The organism is Pigmentiphaga sp., from assembly GCF_033795525.1.
Classification (GTDB): domain Bacteria; phylum Pseudomonadota; class Gammaproteobacteria; order Burkholderiales; family Burkholderiaceae_B; genus Pigmentiphaga.
In genome coordinates, this window is record NZ_JARYGM010000008.1 from 39845 (window position 1) to 58198 (window position 18354).

Annotated in this window: 16 protein-coding genes and 1 pseudogene; 9 read left to right on the forward strand and 8 right to left on the reverse strand. The window is 64.6% G+C overall.

Annotated elements, in window-relative coordinates; genetic code table 11:
- Positions 1-508: 508 nt before the first annotated feature.
- Positions 509-1450, reverse strand: coding sequence for an oxygenase MpaB family protein (locus tag QHC78_RS16560; RefSeq protein WP_319746477.1), 942 nt, complete (start codon positions 1448-1450; stop codon positions 509-511).
- A gap of 656 nt (positions 1451-2106) precedes the next feature.
- Between QHC78_RS16560 and QHC78_RS16565 the strand changes: the two genes are divergently transcribed.
- A complete protein-coding gene (locus QHC78_RS16565; RefSeq protein ID WP_319746479.1) occupies positions 2107-3516 on the forward strand; it encodes an MATE family efflux transporter in 1410 nt (469 codons plus the stop codon).
- On the opposite strand, the gene QHC78_RS16570 is transcribed toward QHC78_RS16565, so the two are convergent.
- Genes QHC78_RS16570 through QHC78_RS16580 form a run of 3 tightly spaced genes read right to left on the reverse strand, consistent with a single transcriptional unit; the run spans position 3493 to position 5554 of the window.
- On the reverse strand, positions 3493-4437 hold the full coding sequence (locus tag QHC78_RS16570) for an alpha/beta hydrolase (protein WP_319746481.1): 945 nt from the start codon (positions 4435-4437) through the stop codon (positions 3493-3495). The genes QHC78_RS16565 and QHC78_RS16570 overlap by 24 nt on opposite strands.
- Positions 4434-5138, reverse strand: a complete 705-nt coding sequence (locus QHC78_RS16575; RefSeq protein WP_319746483.1) for a TetR/AcrR family transcriptional regulator — start codon at positions 5136-5138, stop codon at positions 4434-4436. The genes QHC78_RS16570 and QHC78_RS16575 overlap by 4 nt, the downstream gene beginning before the upstream one ends.
- A 35-nt stretch (positions 5139-5173) precedes the next feature.
- The gene (locus QHC78_RS16580; protein WP_319746485.1) at positions 5174-5554 is read right to left on the reverse strand and encodes a RidA family protein; all 381 of its coding nucleotides are present in this window, start codon (positions 5552-5554) and stop codon (positions 5174-5176) included.
- A gap of 197 nt (positions 5555-5751) precedes the next feature.
- Here QHC78_RS16580 and QHC78_RS16585 point away from each other — a divergent pair, with 197 nt between their 5' ends.
- From QHC78_RS16585 to QHC78_RS16605, 5 genes are all read left to right on the forward strand, one after another.
- Positions 5752-6666, forward strand: a complete 915-nt coding sequence (locus QHC78_RS16585; protein ID WP_319746487.1) for a ferritin-like domain-containing protein — start codon at positions 5752-5754, stop codon at positions 6664-6666.
- 169 nt (positions 6667-6835) lie between these two features.
- Positions 6836-7810 (forward strand): Bug family tripartite tricarboxylate transporter substrate binding protein, encoded by a 975-nt coding sequence (locus tag QHC78_RS16590; protein ID WP_319746489.1) that lies wholly within the window; start codon positions 6836-6838, stop codon positions 7808-7810.
- Between the two features lie 216 nt (positions 7811-8026).
- The gene (locus tag QHC78_RS16595) at positions 8027-9118 is read left to right on the forward strand and encodes a TRAP transporter substrate-binding protein (RefSeq protein WP_319746491.1); all 1092 of its coding nucleotides are present in this window, start codon (positions 8027-8029) and stop codon (positions 9116-9118) included.
- 110 nt (positions 9119-9228) lie between these two features.
- Complete coding sequence (locus tag QHC78_RS16600) at positions 9229-9852, forward strand: TRAP transporter small permease subunit (protein ID WP_319746493.1); 624 nt, start codon at positions 9229-9231, stop codon at positions 9850-9852.
- Positions 9852-11540 (forward strand): TRAP transporter large permease, encoded by a 1689-nt coding sequence (locus tag QHC78_RS16605; RefSeq protein WP_319746495.1) that lies wholly within the window; start codon positions 9852-9854, stop codon positions 11538-11540. The genes QHC78_RS16600 and QHC78_RS16605 overlap by 1 nt, the downstream gene beginning before the upstream one ends.
- A gap of 31 nt (positions 11541-11571) precedes the next feature.
- Here the strand turns inward: QHC78_RS16605 and QHC78_RS16610 are convergent, their stop codons facing one another.
- The 4 genes from QHC78_RS16610 to QHC78_RS16625 all read right to left on the reverse strand — a co-directional run bounded on the left by QHC78_RS16610 (position 11572) and on the right by QHC78_RS16625 (position 15729).
- Complete coding sequence (locus QHC78_RS16610) at positions 11572-12324, reverse strand: IclR family transcriptional regulator (protein ID WP_319746497.1); 753 nt, start codon at positions 12322-12324, stop codon at positions 11572-11574.
- Between the two features lie 87 nt (positions 12325-12411).
- Positions 12412-13632, reverse strand: coding sequence for an alpha/beta hydrolase family protein (locus QHC78_RS16615; RefSeq protein WP_319746499.1), 1221 nt, complete (start codon positions 13630-13632; stop codon positions 12412-12414).
- 98 nt (positions 13633-13730) lie between these two features.
- The gene (locus QHC78_RS16620) at positions 13731-14246 is read right to left on the reverse strand and encodes a VOC family protein (protein ID WP_319746500.1); all 516 of its coding nucleotides are present in this window, start codon (positions 14244-14246) and stop codon (positions 13731-13733) included.
- 223 nt (positions 14247-14469) lie between these two features.
- The gene (locus QHC78_RS16625; RefSeq protein WP_319746502.1) at positions 14470-15729 is read right to left on the reverse strand and encodes a flavin-dependent oxidoreductase; all 1260 of its coding nucleotides are present in this window, start codon (positions 15727-15729) and stop codon (positions 14470-14472) included.
- Positions 15730-15846: 117 nt separating this feature from the next.
- Between QHC78_RS16625 and QHC78_RS16630 the strand changes: the two genes are divergently transcribed.
- The 3 genes and pseudogenes from QHC78_RS16630 to QHC78_RS16640 all read left to right on the forward strand — a co-directional run.
- A complete protein-coding gene (locus QHC78_RS16630; protein ID WP_319746504.1) occupies positions 15847-16749 on the forward strand; it encodes a LysR family transcriptional regulator in 903 nt (300 codons plus the stop codon).
- Positions 16750-16816: 67 nt separating this feature from the next.
- Entirely contained in the window at positions 16817-17878 is a 1062-nt protein-coding gene (locus tag QHC78_RS16635) for an AI-2E family transporter (RefSeq protein ID WP_319746506.1), read from the forward strand.
- Positions 17879-18047: 169 nt separating this feature from the next.
- A pseudogene (locus QHC78_RS16640) lies at positions 18048-18329 on the forward strand (tripartite tricarboxylate transporter substrate-binding protein); the annotation flags it as partial.
- Positions 18330-18354 lie beyond the last annotated feature (25 nt).

Here is an 18354-nt window from a genome sequence, read left to right on the forward strand (position 1 = left end):
ATATGCGCAAGGCACGGGGGCTTCGGGCAGCACGGGATCGTCGAGCGGCGGCATGTATCAATCGGGCAGCGGGCCGGGATCCGCCACGACACCGGGGCAAGGCGCCGATGCCGTTCCCGGGACGCGGCCGGGCACCTCGCCGGGAAAAGGGCAGGGTAGTCCCAGCACGACCCAGCCGGGCGCCGTGCCTCCGGATACGGCACCGGTGCCTGGCGGGCCGATCAATCGCGGCACCGGCACGACGCCTGGAGCCGGGCCGGGGACTATGCCGGGAGCTACACCGGGGACCGTGCCCGGGACCGTGCCCGGAGCCACGCCGGGAACCACCACCCCCGGAACCGCGCCCGGGTCTACTCCGGGGACCGTACCAGGAACCGTGCCGGGTGCCGGACCAAGCACTACTCCGGGTACCATGCCCGGCACTCCGGCACCGGGAAGCCCGGGGACGTCTCCCGGTACGCCGGGGACCGGCGGTGCCCGCTAGCTCGGCACCCCGCTTGCGATGGCGTCAAAGCCCCGGGCCCGCCGCCGGCGGGAGCAGGCCGACCCGACGCTTGGCCCGGTGGGCCGAGCCGTTGCGCACGGCCCACCGCAACACGGGCGCGATACGTCCGATCGCGATGTCGGTCGCGCGCCGCTGCCAAGCCGGCCGGTAGACACCCAGCATGTCCGCGGCCCAGTCCGGCAGCAGCCCCACTCCCGCCAGCAGCATGGCTTTGCTGACGGGCCGGGCCCAAGGGCTCAAGGCCGGGGGATTCGATAGCAGGATCTCGGCGATTTCCCGTGTACGGGCATCGCATACGAGTGTAGGGCGCATGCGGTCGAGGTAAGCGGCGATTTCGGCGCGCGAGCGCGGTACGTCGCGGGCGCCAAGCCGGCAGGCAATCAGCGAGATCTCGTCGTAGTAGCGGTCTTGTTCGGCTGGCGGCAATGCAGGGTTGCGATAGCGCAGGTGCGCCGCCAGAAAGCTGCTGACTTCCGCCACATGGACCCAGGTCAGCAGATCGGGGTCGTCGGCCGCATACGGCCTGCCATCGGGGGCGATGCCTCTTACCTGGCTATGGATGTTCCGTACCCGTTCGATGAGCCGCTCGGCATCGGCGGTACTGCCGAAGGTAGTCCCCGATATGAACTGCCCGGTGCGGCGTAGCCGGCCCAGCATGTCCTTGCGGAAATTGGAGTGGTCCCATACGCCGGCCAGGGCGAGGGGATGCAGCATCTGCATCAGCAGTGCCGCGATGCCGCCGATGAGCATGGACGTGAAGTCGCCGTGGACTTTCCAGCTGGCCGAGCCGGGGCCGAACAAACCGGGATCGCCCGGCGGGTTTTCGAAGTCGACCCCGCCCAGGGCAAGGCCGGTCAGGCCCAGAACCTGTGCTTCGATGTATTTGCGAATCATGTCGATGCGGCGTCGTGGAGGCGCCGTGCGCTGCGGCGGCGATGCTGCCATGGATCCCGCGGTCATTGGACTCGAAAACCGGGGCGAGAGCAAACGTATTCCCCGGCCAGCGGGGCAGCTTTGGCAGCGGCTCGGGCATGGTTTCTGCTGGGCAGGGACATCTCGAAAACGAAGCTCAAAGGAGAACACCATGCCGCGATCGATACTTGGAAAAGTGCTCCTATGCGCCGGCATGCTGGCCACGGCGCCGCTGTCGGCGCAGACAGGCACAGGGGCCAGCACCAGCCAGAGTGGAGGCAGCAATGTCCCCAGCGGGTCCAGCTCCGAAGGCCCCACGCGCGGCACGCAGAATAGTGGTCCTTCCGGCTCCTCCGGCAATGCGCAGGGAACCGGTTCCACACAGGGCAAGCCGGGCGCCTCGGGCCAGCCCGGGGATGCCGGTCGCCCAGGTAATGCGGCACAGGGAAGCGCGCAGACCCCGCCTCCCGACCAGGGCGCGCCCAAGGAAGGAGCACCCGGGGCGGGCGGCCGGCACCCATCGACCGGCGGGGAGTCGTCGGGAACGGGGGACCGATCCGGAGGCAGCCGGTCGGGGCCAGGCAGCCTGCGCTAGCGCGGTGGATCTGCGCCGCCGGTCACATTGCCGGCGTTGAGTAAGTGACAGGTGTCATTTATCATGCGCCCTCCATGGGACGAAGGAGGGCGTCATGCCGGGCGTTTCGCGTCACCAGCCCGACGCGCGGGCGATCGATCCGCGGACCCGCCGCCTCATCGAAGCTCCCATCGTCCCGACACTGCTGCGGCTGGCCATACCCAATACGTTGGTTCTCGCGGCCCAGGCCGGGGCCGGCATCATCGAAACCTACTTCATAGGCAAGCTCGGTACCGATGCCCTGGCGGGCGTGGCGCTCGTTTTCCCGACGCTGATGCTGATGCAGATGTTATCGGGTGGCGCAGTCGGGGGCGGGATATCGTCGTCCATCGCACGCGCGCTGGGCGGAGGCCGCCGCGACGACGCCAATGCGCTGGTCTACCACGCCATCCTGGTCGGCTTGCTGTTCAGCCTGTTCTTTACCGCGGGCGGGCTGGCCGCCGGCCGCTGGCTGTACGCCGGCATGGGCGGAGCGGGGCCGTCGCTCGATGCTGCGCAAGAGTATTCCTATTGGATCTTCGGTGGGGCGTCGCTCGTCTGGCTGTTCAATTCACTTGCGTCGGCGGTACGCGGCACCGGCAACATGAACCTGCCCGCCGTCGTCACATGCGTGGGTACCATGATGCTGGTACCCCTGTCGCCGCTGTTGATCTTCGGATGGGGGCCGCTCCCTGGGCTAGGCGTGGCTGGCGGTGCCATTGCGCTGTTGACCTACTATGCCGCGGGCAGTGCGGCTCTGTTGTTTTTCCTTTGCTCCGGGCGAGGCTTGGTGCGGCTTTCGCTGGCCGGCTGGACGTTGCGCTGGCCACTTTTCCGCGACATTCTGCGGGTGGGCCTCGTTGCCGCGATTTCCACGGCTGCCATCAACATCGCGATCAGCATCGCTACGGCGCTGACCGGTCATTTCGGTCCCGCGGCGATTGCCGGCTACGGTACGGGATCGCGGCTGGAGTACTTGCTTGTGCCCTTGGTGTTCGGATTGGGCGGCCCCATGGTGGCGATGGTGGGGGCGGCAATGGGAGCCGGCCGGCACGACCGCGCCCTGCGCATCGCCTGGGTCGGTGCGGGATGCGCCTTCATCATGACCGAGACCATCGGCCTCGCCGCCGCCCTGTTCCCGCTGACGTGGTTGTCGATATTCGGGACCCAGCCGGACATGCTGGCGACGGGTTCGCTCTACCTGCATATTGTGGGCCCGTTCTACGGCTTTTTTGGCGCCGGCCTGGCGCTGTACTTCGCTTCCCAGGGAGCGGGGCGGTTGTTCTGGCCCGTTACGGGAAGCGTGGTGCGGCTGGGCCTCAGCGCGGCCGGCGGCATGCTGGCCATTGCGGCGGGCATGGGCCTGGCAGGCGTGTTTGCCGCACAGGCGCTGGCCCTGCTGGTCTACGGCGCCATCAATGCGGGCGCGGTCGCCAAGGGTGCCTGGTTCACCGCCGCTAGGTCAGTCCGCCCCGCCAGAGCCTGACGAGCGGGCTGCCCGTTCGTAGCGCTGGAAGAACTCGCACAGCTGGCGGCCCAGGAATTCTTCCTCGGTGTTGAAGTGGGCCATGATAGACATGTGGTTGTGGCGGGGCACCATGATGAATTGATTGGCCCGGTGTCCGCATGCCCGGAGCCGGAAGAAGAATTCCGCACCGTACTGGTCGAGGAGCGGATTCTCGTATTCGGCGATGGCAACGAAAAGCGGAATGGCGTCGGCGGTGACCATATTGATGGGCGATAGCCGCTCGTAGGCACTGTCGTCGTCGCCGAAATAGGCCCGCACGCCCGCTGCGTTGGGATTGGCGGGCAGGGTATCGGCGCGCAGCCTGCCCGATACGATGGCGGCTGCCCGGACGCCGCGGCCGCGATAGGGCAGGGAAGGGTCCAGCGCATGGTGGGCCACGTGCGTGCCGCCGGCGCTATGCCCGATGACGAATATCCGCCCCCGGTCGCCCCCATGGGAGGCGATGTGTTCGCCCATCCAGTCGATGGCTCGTCCCAGGTCCTCGGCTCCTCCCGGGTAGGGTGCAGCCGGCGCGAGCCGATATTCGAGATTGACGGCGAGGTACCCCTGCTTGGCGAACCACGTGGCGACGTTCGAATAGACGAGCGGAGTCATGTCCTTGTCGCCGCGGACGTAGGCGCCGCCGTGCATGAACAGGACGACGGGAAGGGGGCCCCGGGTGTCGGCGCGGCGGTACAGGTCCAGCACGTGCCGCGGATCCGGGCCGTACGAGACATTCCGAACCGAGGCGATGCCACCTGCGGTGGCGGCCGCGCGGAGCGCGGGCTCCAGGGCTTCGATCACGCAATCGCGATAGGCGTGTATGTCGGTGCCCCAGACGGGGCCGATGCGTTCCAGCAGTTCATGGACCGCGGAAAGGGACGAAGAATGTGTGTTCATAGCGCTGCCAGGCGGGTGTGCCGTGTGGTCTTCGCGCGGCCGGTGGCGCTGGGGGCCAGCACCGCGTGCATGACGAATTCCACCACGGCGAGCCAGTGATTGTTCATCGACGCTGCGGCACCCGCCTTGCCTTTCGGCCAGAGTGTCCGGATGTTCGACGAGACGTTGAAGAAATGGACGCAGGCACCCATGATGTTGACCGCAGCATGGCCCGGGTCCTGGGGGCGGAAGCTGCCGTCTGCCACCCCGCGCTCGATGATGTCGGCCAGTGTCCGGTACACCTTGCCGCCATTCCGGTTGTAGAACGCGCCGTCGTTCTGGATGTTCTCCAACGCGAACAGCGGGCCCAGGTGAGGTTTGGCAACCATTTGCTGCAGCAGCCGCTCGACGAATGCACGCAGTGCTTCGGCGGGGGGCAGCTGGCGCAGCGAGCCGAAGTCCATGCCTTCCTCGCGCTCTTTGAATACGCGGTCGAGCACTGCCTGGTACAGCGCTTCTTTGGTATCGAAGTAGTAGTGAATCATCGCCTTGGTGACCCCGCTGCCGGCGGCGATTTCTTCGGTTCGTGTGCTGCGCAGGCCGTCGCGCGCGAAGATTTTCTCGGCGGAGTCGAGAATCGCTGTGCGGGTCGCGACGCTGTCGCGGGGCGCGCGGCGTGCCGGCGCCGCGGCCTTCGGGCGTGACGGAGTACGTGATGCCATGGATGTTTCAGTGGGGAAAGGACGGCCAACGACGCTCATATTATCGCGATCGCTTCGATCTCGATCAGGCAGCCCGGTGTGACCAATGAAGACACCTGGACCGTGGAGCTGGCGGGAAGCGGGTCGGAGAAGACTTCCCGGCGGATATCGGAGTACTCCGCATAGCCGTCCAGGGTGGTGACGAATGCCGTGATCTTTACGACGTCCGACAGCGAGGCTCCCGATTCGCGCAGCAGCGTGTCGATGTTGCCGAAGATCTCGCGCGCCTGGCGCCCCAGGTCGCCAGGGTGATGGGCGCGTTCCGGGTCGGCTCTGGCCAGTTGGCCGGAGATGAAGATCAAGTGGGACCCGCCCTCCACGCGCAGGCCTTGGGAATAGGGGCGGCCAGCCGGCCCGAGTGGAATCTTGGCAATCATGGTGTTCTCAATAACTAACTGGTCGGTTAATTCATTCTAAGAGCCCCTGGGATCTTGTGTCAACGAATGGAGCAAACGGTACCGCAGAGGCGCGAAGCGCCGCAAAAATATTCTTGACACGCTGTTTGCGACATTTCTAGACTGTTAACTAATCAGTTGGTTAGTTAGTTGATCCGTCCTTTTTCCTAGGAGTCCAGATGTCCGCACAGCCATCCATGTCTGTTCCCGCTACCGGTTTCGCCGGGATACCCGAGCGGCGTTTCCCCTTGAATCTGGGCGAAGAACTTCCTCGCGTCGAGCGCATCTGGACCGTGGCCAAGGGTGCCACCTGGGATCCGGTCACCGACATTCCGTGGAACCAGCTCGACCTGGCAAAGTACACCGAAGAAGAACGGTACGCGGCGCGGGTGTTCTGGAGCCGCCGCGCGTGGAGCGAGTACACGGGCCTGGCGGAATCGCCTACCGTGCTGCTCCGGTTCGCGTTCGAGGGGGACCGCCCCGGGATGATCAAGCTGGCGCTCGCGACCAAGTTCATGGACGAGGCCAAGCACGTCGAAGCGTCCTATCTGATGGCCGAGAAGCTGGGCGGCTATCTTCCCGAACCTCCCGAGGGGGCGCCTCGCAAGCGGCTGGTGGCGGGATTGCGCGAGCGCGGCCTGAATCCGGACTACACCCCCGAGGCGGTACTGGGGTGCTGGCACTGTGTGAGCGAGTATTTCGCGGTGGAAATCTTCCGCGTGCGCTACCACCATACGACCGATCCGGTAGCGCGGGCGGTGCTGGGCAGGATCCTGGCCGACGAGGTGCGCCACATCGGCATGGGCTGGGAATACCTGGCGTACCGGCTGCCCCAGGTGTCGGAGGAGGTCCGCCAGAACGTCAAGGCTGCCATGATGGATGTCATCGAGAACGTGGAGCTGGGTGGTTTTCATTCTTCGTCCAATGTGAACGAGGAACAGGATCTGTTCGCGCGCCTCGATCTCACGGTTGCCAAGGCGGGACTGGGAGCGGCTCCTCCGGAAGTGGAGCACGAGGCCTTCGTTTCCACGCTGGCCGAGATCCGGAAAAAGGCCGGCGAACTGGGTATCGATCTGCCCGAATACAAGCTCTGACAGGTGCGTCCGGCATGACCGGACGCTGCCGATACAGGCGGCTGCCGGCGGCATGGCCGGCAAGGGGGGCAAGAGGAGCAAATGGCGCGGCCGCCCTCATGGGGCCGTCATCGGCGGAAGGGCGCCTGCCCGACCGCGTCGCTGTTTACCAGCTCTTGGGGATACCGAGATGAATCGCACTCTATGCATGAAGGCGTTGATCGGCGCGGCGGGGGCCTGTCTGGCCTGGCCCGCCGCGCAGGCCGGGGATTTTCCGGACCGTCCGGTCCATTTCATCGTGCCGTTCGCGCCGGGCGGCACCGCCGATGTGTTGACGCGGGCGCTGAGCCAGAAACTCGGCCAGCGCCTGGGGCAGCCGGTCATCGTCGAGAACCGCCCCGGGGCGAGCACGGCGATCGGCGTCAAACACGCCGCCGCGGCAGCGCCTGACGGCTATACCATCCTGTATGGCGGGGTAAGCTCGCAAGTGATGAACCCGCTCATCAACCGGGTGGATTTCGATCCTGTCCGCGACTTCACTCCCATATCGTTGGTCAACTCGCTGCCGCTCGTGCTGGTGGTCCATCCTTCGCTGCCCGCATCGGATTTCGCGCAGTTCGTCGCCCTGGCCCAATCCCGGCCCAAGCCTATTACGTATGCGTCGGCGGGTGCCGGTACGTCCAATCACCTCGCGGGCGAGTTGCTCAAGAGCGCGGCCCGCATCCCGCTGCTCCACGTGCCCTACAAAAGCAGCGCGCCCGCGTTGAACGACTTGCTGGGAGGGCACGTGGACGCGATGTTCGACCTGGTCCTGACGTCGGCGCCGCAAGCGAAGCTCGGCAAAGTGCGGCCGCTGGCCATCACCAGCGCCCAACGCAGTCCGCTGCTGCCCGATGTGCCTACTTTGCGCGAACTGGGAATGCCGGAAGGGGAGGTGGACGTCTGGACCGGCGTATTCGGCCCCGCGGGCATGCCCCGGGCGGTGGTCGAGCGCCTGAACCGCGAGATCGTGTCCATCCTGCAGCTGCCCGAAGTCCAGCAGCAGTTTGCCTCGCTGGGCGCGATGGCGGCCCCCAGCACGCCTGCGGAGCTTGGGGCGCTGCTGGAAGCGGAACTGGCCAAATGGAAAAGAGTGGTCCGGGAAGCCAGGATAGGGGCGGACTGACGGCTGCCGAGAGCGGCCGTAGCGCGTGCCGCCGGCCTCAATTCTCCTGCCGGTGAATCAGGGTTTCCCTGAGGAACGCAAGATGAGTGCCTGCCGTTATTATGTATTCGCCCTTCCTTTGGGTGGCACTTGTTTTGCACCGTTTGCAGTCTCGTGACGCCCCTTGCCAGGACCGGTGCCGCTCATGGATGTCAATTATTCCCAGGAGACACGCACATGCACCGCCGTTCCTTCCTGACCAAGGCAACCGTGGGCGCCGCCGCTGCGGGCGGCGCGACGCTGGCTGCACCAGTGTTTGCCCAAGATTCGCCGACGGTCAACTGGCGACTCGCTTCCAGCTTTCCACGTAGTGCCGACGCCATCTATAGCGGCGGCGAAGCCGTGGCCAAGTACGTGTCCGAGGCAACGGGCGGCAAGTTCTCGATCCGCGTCTTCCCGGCGGGCGAGATCGTGCCGGCCTTGCAAGTCCTCGATAGCGTGCAGAACGGCACCATCGAGTGCGGCCATAGCGCTTCCTACTATTACTACGGCAAGGATCCCACGCTGAGCTTCGATGCCGCCGTGCCGTTCGGCCTCAATACCCGCCAGATGAACGCCTGGATGCGCCATGGCGACGGCCTGAAGCTGTTGCGGGACGTTTTCAAGAAGTACAACGTCGTCAACTTTCCCTGCGGCTACACCGGCACCCAGATGGGCGGCTGGTTCCGCAACGAAATCAAGTCGGTGGACGACCTCAAGGGACTGAAGTTCCGCGTCAGCGCATTCGCCGGCGCGGTGTTGTCGCGCCTGGGCGTGGTGCCGCAGCAGATCGCCGGCGGCGACATCTATCCCGCGCTGGAGAAGGGCACGATCGATGCAGCCGAATGGATCGGCCCCTATGACGACGAAAAGCTCGGCTTCCACAAGGTGGCCAAGAACTACTACTACCCCGGCTGGTGGGAAGGGACCCTCCAGGTGTCGCTGTACGTGAACCAGGACGCCTACAACAAGCTGCCCAAGCACTACCAGGCGGCGCTGGACCAGGCCTGCGCCGCGGCCACCAACGACATGATCGCCAAGTACGACGCCGAGAATCCGGCGGCGCTGCGCCGGCTCGTGTCCCAGGGAGCCCAGCTGCGCGCCTTCCCCAAGCCGGTCATGGACGCTTGCTATGCCGAGGCCAACAAGCTGTACGCGGAAATGAGCGCCAAGAGCCCGGATTTCAAGCGGGTGTACGACAGCATGGTGGCATTCCGCGGCGATGTATTGCCATGGTTCCGCGTGGCCGAAGGCAATTTCGACGGCTACATGTCCACCATCCGCCGATAAGCGGCCGGACGGCGCGGCAGGAGCCCCACAGGTGCCCGCCGCACATCGCAAGCACGAATCTTCGCCTGGCCCCCAGCCAGGCGTTTTTCGTTCAGCATGGACTTACAACCATGAATGCTCTTCTTGCTTTTTCCCGCCTCATCGACAGGGTCAACCTGTTCGTAGGCAAGGCCGTCACCTGGCTCACGCTGGTGGTGGTGGTCGTCAGCGCGGGCAATGCCATCGTCCGCAAGGTCTTGCATACCAGTTCCAATGCCTGGCTTGAATTGCAGTGGTACCTGTTCGGCGCCATCTTCCTGCTGGCGTCGGGCTATACGCTGCTGAAAAACGAGCATGTACGCGTCGACATCGTGGCCCAGAAGCTCTCCAAGCGTACCCAGATCTGGATAGAGATATTCGGCGTCCTGCTGTTCCTGCTGCCGGCGTGCATACTGATCATGTGGCTGTCGTGGCCGGTGTTCGTCGATTCCTACGTCACCAACGAGCAGTCGTCCAATCCCGGCGGGCTGGTGCGATGGCCGGTCAAGCTGCTGATCCCCGTGGGGTTCTTCCTGCTCGTGCTGGCCGGCATCTCCCACCTGATCAAATGTGTGGCTTTCCTCATGGGCAAGGGGCCCGATCCGCGCGACCGCGATGGCGCCAAGAGCGCCGAGGAAGAACTGGCCGAGGAGATAGCCCGTGAAGCCCGGGCGCGTGAGGCCGCTCTCGAGCCCAACAACGCCGGGGGACGATGATGACTGAATTTCTCATCGCCAATCTGGCGCCCATCATGTTCGCCAACCTGGTGATATTCCTGTTGCTGGGATTCCCCGTGGCATTCGCGCTTGCGGCCAACGGCATGCTCTACGCGCTGATCGGCATCGAACTGGGACTGTTGACGCCGGTGCTGTTCCAGGCCTTGCCGCAGCGGGTGTTCGGCATCATCACCAATGATTCGCTTCTGGCCGTGCCGTTCTTCACCTTGATGGGGCTGGTGCTGGAGCGCTCCGGCATGGCCGAGGACCTGCTCGAGACCATAGGCCAGCTGTTCGGCTCCATCCGGGGCGGTCTCGCCATTGCAGTGGTGGTTGTCGGCGCCATGCTGGCTGCAACCACCGGCGTGGTGTCGGCGTCGGTCATCTCCATGGGGCTGATTTCGCTGCCCATCATGCTGCGCTACGGTTACGACAGGAGGCTGGCAACCGGCGTGATTGCGGCTTCCGGTACCTTGTCGCAGATCATTCCGCCATCCCTGGTCCTGATTATCCTGGCCGACCAGTTGGGCCGCTCGATCGGCGACATGTACCGGGGGGCGATGCTGCCCGGTTTGCTGCTGGCCGGCGCCTATGTGATCTACGTCGTGGCGATGTCGCTGCTGAAGCCTTCGAGCGCGCCGGCCTTGCCCGAGGAAGCGCGCCGTTTCCGCGAGCCCAATGGCACGCGGGGCGGGCGCTCGTTGTTGGCCCTTATGCTGGTGTCGGCGGCGATCGCCGTTGCCGTGAGCACCTATCTCGAGCAGGATACGGCGCCCGTGGATGAGCGGGTCGTGCTGACCATGCTGGTCTGGGGCCTGTCGGCCTTCATCATTGCTCTAGCCAACAAATGGCTGCATCTGGGATGGCTGTCGGCGCTGGCCGAACGAGTCACCTTCGTGATGATTCCGCCGCTGTTCCTGATCTTCCTGGTCCTGGGGACAATATTCATCGGCGTGGCAACGCCCACGGAAGGGGGCGCCATGGGCGCCGTCGGCGCCATCGTCATGGCGCTCATACGGCGGCGCCTTACCCTCAACCTGCTCAAGCAAGCCATGGATACGACGACCAAGCTGTCATGCTTCGTCGTGTTCATCCTGATCGGCTCCACCGTGTTCGGCCTGACCTTCCGGGCCGTCAGCGGCGACCTGTGGGTAGAACACCTGCTGACGTCGGTGCCCGGCGGGCAGTGGGGCTTCCTGATCGTCGTCAGCGTCCTGACCTTCCTGCTCGCCTTTTTCCTCGACTTTTTCGAACTCGCGTTCATCATCGTGCCGCTGCTGGGGCCGGTGGCCGAGAAAATGGGCATAGATCTGATCTGGTTCGGCGTGCTGCTGGCGGTCAACATGCAGACCTCGTTCATGCACCCGCCATTCGGTTTTGCGCTGTTCTACCTGCGGTCGGTCGCGCCGAAGGAGGATTACCTGGACAAGGTCACCGGCAAGCGCATTCCCAAGGTCACCACGGGGCAGATCTACTGGGGCTCGATTCCGTTCATCGTGATCCAGTTGCTGATGGTGGCCGCGGTGATGCTGCTTCCCGGGATGGTCATGCACTATAAGGGGACGGCGTCGGCCGTGGATCCCGATAGTGTCAAGATCGACGTCGAGAGCTCCTACGGTACGGGCTACGGTGGAGGCGGCTATGGCGGGGAGGGCGGGACGCAGGACCCGAACGCCGATTTCCGCTAGGCCAGGCAGGCCCGCCCACCCACCCAGGTAATCAGGAGGCGGGCCCCGCGGCGGCGATCGCCTGTGTGATCGTGGCGGCACACGAACGTACCAGTTCCGTGTAGCCGGCCTCGTTCACCAGGTTTTCCCGCCTTTTTTCGTAGACCAGCGTCGTGGCGCCCACCACATGCCGCCCATCGTTGAAAATGGGCGCCGCGATCCCTATCACCCCGGCATCGATTTCTTCGCGGGAGACGTAATAACCGTCTTTGCGGATCTGCTTATAGTGCCTGGCAAAGGCCGGCCAATCCGGGGCGATGGAAAGCAGGTCGGGATGTTCCCGGTAGCGTTCGTATAAACGCTTGAGCCGGGCTGCAGGCAGGTTGGCAAGAATCACGGCTGGCGCTGCTCCCTTGAACAGCGGCATGGGGTGGCCGCGGACCAGGCTCATGGGCGCAAGTTCGCCTGCGGTTTCATGATGGCTGTGCACGATCTCGTCGCCATAGATATTGCACAGCACGACGGTCGTGGCGGTGCGCTGCGCCAGTTCGCGCATGCTGGCCCGGCTGGCTTGCAGGATGGGCTCGGAGCGCCGGATGCGATAGTCGAGCTCGATGATCTTCGCGCCCAGCGCATACCGGCCGGCGAGCTTGGCGAGCAAGCCCGTCTCGCACAGCTGCTTGACGTAGCGGAACGCCGTGGGACGCGAGACCTCCAGCAGGTCGGCGATTTCTTCGGCGGCGAGGGTGGTTCTGTCCTCGGAGAAGAGATCGAGGACCTTGAGCACTTTTGCGAACTGTGACATGTCGGATCGGGGAAGCATGGCGGCGGTGTCGCCGCCAGGCGAGGCACCGCTTCAAGCCAGATGGTAATCAATCCCGGTCCGGCGCGCTCATCCGTGCAGGGCCGCGGGCGGCGTTTCGGGGGCAAAGTCGGCCGCGATCTTCCGGCGCGTCCAGTCCATGATGGTGGAGATGCACTGGGCAAGCTCCTGCGGCTGGCCTAAATAGTAGTGGGTTGCCCCGCGGATCTGCACGAATTCCTTGTCTGGCGTGGCCAGCGCGGCGTGGATCATCGGGTTGTGCGTCGCCGGTACGGCATCGTCTGCTTCGTTTTCGATCTGCAGGACCGGCACTTTGCGTATCTTGGCCGCGTTGACCGGTCCCTTGATATTGGAGTGGTCGTACGACCACTGCGACAACCAGCTGCGCAGCGTGCTGAAACGGGCCAGTCCGGCCGGGCCGGAGTTGACGACACGCGGATCGCCCAGGTAGCACCAGTTGGGTTTGCGTCCGTTCGGATCGACGTTCGGGTCGATCCAGCGCACATCGCACATGGTACGGTGCACCACGAAGCCGCGTTCGCGCTCGCCTTCCGGCGAGCGCTTCAACTTGTCGAGCGTCTCCTGCACCCACTGGGTGATGCGGCGGTTGCGTGCCAGCTGGGCCTCGCGGAACCGCGTAACGAAGGCAGCATCGAAAGGAGGCCGGTTCGGGCATCCGGGCGCATAGATGTCCAGCTCGATATCGCGATCGTCGGGATCGAGTTCGTTGCGCACCGAGGGATCCAGCCATTCAGTGAGCGTTTCCGGGCGGCTCAGGTGCGCGGCGATGAATATGATGCCGTCCGCGGGGGGGAGTCCAGCCTGGGTAAGATCGTAGGGGTCGCCGGCCGGCGTATGGGTGATGGAGGGTGCTTCGGCCTGGGCTTCATAGAACAGCGACAGGGCGCCGCCGCCCGACCAGCCCACCAGCACGACTTTCTCGTAGCCGAGTTCCTCGCGGGCGTGGCGCACATACGCGCCCAGGTCGGCGGCCACTTTTTCCATGATCAGCGCCGAGTCGTTCTTGGCGTACCGGCTGCCGGCGCACAACACGTGCATGCCGTTCTCTGCCAGCGCGACCGGCATGGGGAGCAGCTGCAGCGTGGAAGCGGGGTGCATGAAAAGAAAAAGCACCTTGGACGGCACGTTCCTGGGCACCAGCCTTTGCCCTTCGAGCACGGTGTAGCCTTGGCTCCCGTTGAAACCGTAGGTTTCCACCATCTCGACCGGCTCTCGGAACTGCAGAATGACAGGTATGCGGTCGAACTGGTGCTTGGCGGGCGTGGACATGAAGCGCTCTCCGGTATGTTGCTAGGGTATGGATGGCCAGACGCGGGCGTGCCTGCGGTCGGCACGGCGCGGCGCCGGGCGGGACGATAGGATGGCGGCTACTGCGCCGCGGCGGCTTTTACGCGGATCCAGTCCTCGAGCTGGGCATGCGCATGGGCCTTGTACGTGTCGAGCTTGGCGGCGGGCGCCGTGCGCGTGGTCAATTCGAGGCGGATGCCGTTGGGATCGAAGAAATAGATCGATTTGACGAAGCCGTGATCGGTAATGCCGACCACGTCTACCTTCGCCTGTTCGAGCTTGGCCTTGGCTTCGCGGAGCTCGGCTTCGGATCCGACTTGCAGCGCCAGGTGGTTGACCCAGTCGGGTGTGTTCGGGGAGGGTTCCGCCCCCTGGTTGTCGCCCAGGTCGAAGAACGCGATATACGAGCCGTCCTGCATTTCGAAGAAGATATGCACGTAGGGGCAGTATTCACCCGTGCTGGGGACGCGTTCGGCGCGTATGACGTGCGCGAGGGGCAGGCCCAGGATGTCTTCGTAGAAATGGCGGGTTTCTTCCGCATCCCGGCATCGGTAGGCGAAGTGGTGCAAGCCCTGTATGGGAACTAGCGTTGCCATGGTGTCTCCTTGCGCACCGGCAGGCGCCGGGCCGTTTCGAGTGGTGTGCCCACTATTCTACGTAAAAATTAAAAAGTATCAATATCGGATACTTTTATTTTTGTTATCGGGAGCAACCTTCCATTGAGTTTAGCAATTGTGTCTGGAATTGCGACAATAAAAAGAGCCGCACGCGGCGGCTCGATACTCGGGCGGCAAGGCGGCCGCCTTCAAATAACAGATATCAAAGGAAGGAGGGACGGGCCTTGAGCGCGGCAGGACTGTAGCCGGCCACCTTTTTGTAGTTGTCCGAGATGGCCTGCAGTTCGGCTTGCGAGACGATGGCATCCAGCTGTTCGAAGCGCTTGCCGCCGGTGCGCTCGTGGACTTCGCGCAGAATGGCGTCGGGCGGATTGACCCGATTGGTCAGGACCACCTGGGTGGTGGCCGCCACGCGCACCTTGTCGTAGTCTTGCAGGGCTTCGTGAGTCAGGCCGCGCCGTTTCAGCTGGCCCGCCAGGTAGCGCGCGTCGATGATGGCCTGGCCGGCGCCGTTCGAGCCGCGCGGGACCATGGGGTGGGCCGCGTCGCCGAGCAGCGTGAGCCGGCCCTGGGTCCAGGTCGGCAGCGGATCCTGGTCCACCATGGGATATTCCAGGATCGAATCGGACGCGCGGATCAGCGCCGGTACGTCGAGCCAATCGAAATGCCAGTCTTCGAAGGCGGGAAGGAAATCTTCCAGCCGTCCCGGCCGGCTCCAGTCGCGGATGGCGGGGTTGGGATCGGTGATCTCGGCCACCCAGTTGATGAGCTGGCTGCCCTGCCCGTCGACGTTGTTGCGTATGGGGTAGATAACCATCTTGCCCACGTCGAGCCAGCCGGCGCGCACCATGCTCGCTTCGCTCAGGAAGGGCTTCCAGACCACCGTTCCGCGCCACATGTTCACGCCGGAATAGCGGGGTGCGCCTTCATCGGGATAAAGCTGCTTGCGCAGAGCGGAATGGACGCCATCGCAAGCCACGACCAGCGACGCCTGGACGTCCGGCAGCCGTTCCCCCTCCGGGGAGCTGAAGTGCGCGGTGATCGAGTCGCCGTCTTGCGAGGCGCCGGTGCAGCGGTGGCCGCATACCACGGCGTCGTCGCCCAGGCGCTGCCGGACGGCGTCCAGCAGCACCGTCTGCAGGTCGCCGCGATGGATGGAGTACTGCGGCCAGTCGAAGCCGGCGGCGAGACCGGCGGGCTCACGGAAGATGAATTGCCCGTGCTCGGTGAAGAAAATGGATTCGCGGGTCCGGACGCCGACCTTGTCCAGTTCCGGCAGCAGGCCCAATTCGGAGAGTTCACGCGCGGCATGAGGCAGGATGTTGATGCCCACGCCGAGCGGCTTGAGCTCGGGCACCGCCTCGTAAATGCGGCACGAAATACCGGCCTGGTGAAGGCTCAGTGCCAGCGTCAATCCGCCTATGCCGGCACCGACGATGACGACGTCCTCTTTGCTGCTCATGCTTGTCCCTTTGGAAAAACGAATCTTGGACGGCCGCAACGGGCCGGTGGCAGTATTAGGCGCCAGAACGTATCATTTTTGAAGTTTAGATATGATATGAATACATATTAGGGTCTTATGAATATCTCCCTTCGCCAGCTCCAGGTGTTCCTGCACGTCGCCCGCATCGGCAATTTCACCCGCGCGGCGGAAAAGGCCCATATGACCCAGGCCGGCCTGAGCATCATGATCCGGGAGATGGAAAAGCAGCTGGACTGCCGGCTGTTCGACCGGACCACGCGCATGGTCGTATTGACCGAGGCCGGGCGGGACCTGCTGCCGGTGGCGCAGCGGGTGGTGGGCGACCTCGAAGAAGCGGTCGCCAAGCTCGGGGTGGCCGGCCGCCGTGCCCGGCAGACGCTGCGTATCGCCGCCACGCCACTGATATCGTCCAACATCCTGCCCAGGGTGTTCCAGCTTTTCAAGCAATCGCATCCGCATGTCGAGCTGCGGCTGGTCGATACCGACCTGCAGCAGGTCGAGGCGTTGATAGGCGCTGGAGAGGCGGACCTGGGGCTGGGGTTCTTCTTCAAGCCGTTGGCGGGCCTGGACCGGGCGCCGGTGGGCAAGTTCAGGCTGATGCGCGTGGCACCCACCGAAGGTGCGCCGGGGCGGCCCACCGGCACGGTCGCCTGGGCCAGTCTGCGCGACGCGCCCTTGATCGGCCTGCCGTCGAGCAATCCCATTCAGCGGCTGATCGAACCGCACCTGGAGAAGATAGGCCGCGGCAATGAAGACCGGCCCAGTTTCAATTTCTTCGAGACCTTGATTTCCATGGTCGAGGCGGGGGTGGGGACGGCCGTCATTCCCACCTTCGCCCTGGTCGCCTGCCACCGCCACCAAGTGGCGACCGACCTGCTGGTCAAGCCGGCGGTCAGCCTGGATCTCTATCAAGTCACGCGGCGCGGTTTCAAGGTGCCGCCCATCATGGAAGCGTTCCGGGCCACACTGACCGAAGCGCTGCCGGCGGTAGGGGGCTGATGAGCGGCGGATCGCCACCGGCTTAGGCTATGCTCCATATCATGTTCGTTAGCGCGAAGGACGGCTCATGAGCCAAACTTCTTTGCAGTACCGCACCTTTCTTTTTTTGATGATCCTGGTCACGGTGGCCTTCGGCTGGCTGTTGTGGCCGTTTTTCGGCGCGGTGTTCTGGGGAGCCATCCTGGCCATCATCTTCTTCCCCATGCAACGCTGGCTGCTGACAGTATTCCGTGGCCGGGCCAATCTTGCGGCGCTGACCACGCTGCTGACCTGCGTGCTGATCGTCATTATCCCGGTCTCGCTGATCGCCGGCGCCATTATTCGCGAGGCCGCGGGGGTCTATGATCAGATCCGTTCCGGCAACATCGACTTCGGACTGTACTTCGAACGTATCGTGGCCGCCATGCCGGAGACGGCGCAGAACCTGCTGGCACGATTCGGGCTCGTCGACATATCGAGCTTCCAGACCAAGCTGGCCGAGGTCGCGACCCGGGGAAGCCAGTTCTTTGCCACGCAGGCGCTCAGCATAGGCCAGAACACGTTCCAGTTCGTCATCAGCCTCGGCGTCATGCTGTACCTGCTCTTCTTCTTGCTGCGGGACGGCTCGCGCCTGTCGGGACGCATACGCCAGGCCCTGCCGCTGGCCGAAGAGCACAAGCGCCACCTGTTCCGCAAGTTCATCGAGGTCGTGCGGGCAACGGTCAAGGGCAACATCGTGGTCGCGATTACGCAGGGGGTCCTGGGCGGCATCATCTTCTCTATCCTGGGCATCCATGGCGCGTTGCTGTGGAGCGTGGTGATGGCCTTCCTGTCGCTGCTGCCGGCGGTGGGCGCGGGCCTCATCTGGGGACCGGTAGCCATTTATTTCATCGTAACGGGCGCGGTCCTGCAGGGCATTATCCTGACGCTGTACGGCATCTTGGTCATCGGCCTGGTGGACAACGTCCTTCGCCCCATCCTGGTCGGCAAGGACACCCGCATGCCGGATTACGTCGTGCTGATTTCCACGCTGGGCGGCATGGCGCTTTTCGGCATCAACGGCTTCGTCATCGGGCCGCTGGTGGCGGCGCTGTTCATTGCCGTGTGGGACCTGTTCTCGTCCATAGACGGTCCGCCGGCTCCGAACTGATCCCGGCCCGCATCCCCAATCCCTGCATGGAGCCCGCCGTTCCGGAATCCCGGAATGGCGGGCTCTCGTTTATTGCGGGTCCCCGCCGCACGAGCCGCATCGTTCGGCTCTCATCGCAAGAATCAAGGCCAACGCCAGCAAGCTGTTCCTGGCCAACGCCGGGGTGGGGGAGATTCCCGCTGCTCCCGAGCAAGGCCTGCCGGGGATAGAGGTCAAGATATGGCACGCCATGTATGCGCCGAAGGGAACGCCGGCGGATGTGGTGGACAAGGTGTCGGCCGCCTTGCAGGCCGCAGTCCAGGACCCGGTATTCCGCGACAAGATGAGCGAGCTCGGGGCGCAGGCCGTTACGGCCGAGCGTGCCCGGCCGGATTCGCTCCGCAAGCACCTGCAAAGCGAGATCGCCAAATGGACGCCCATCATCCGGGCTGCCGGGGCCTATGCCGATTGATCGTGGCTGGACCGTGCCGGCAAGG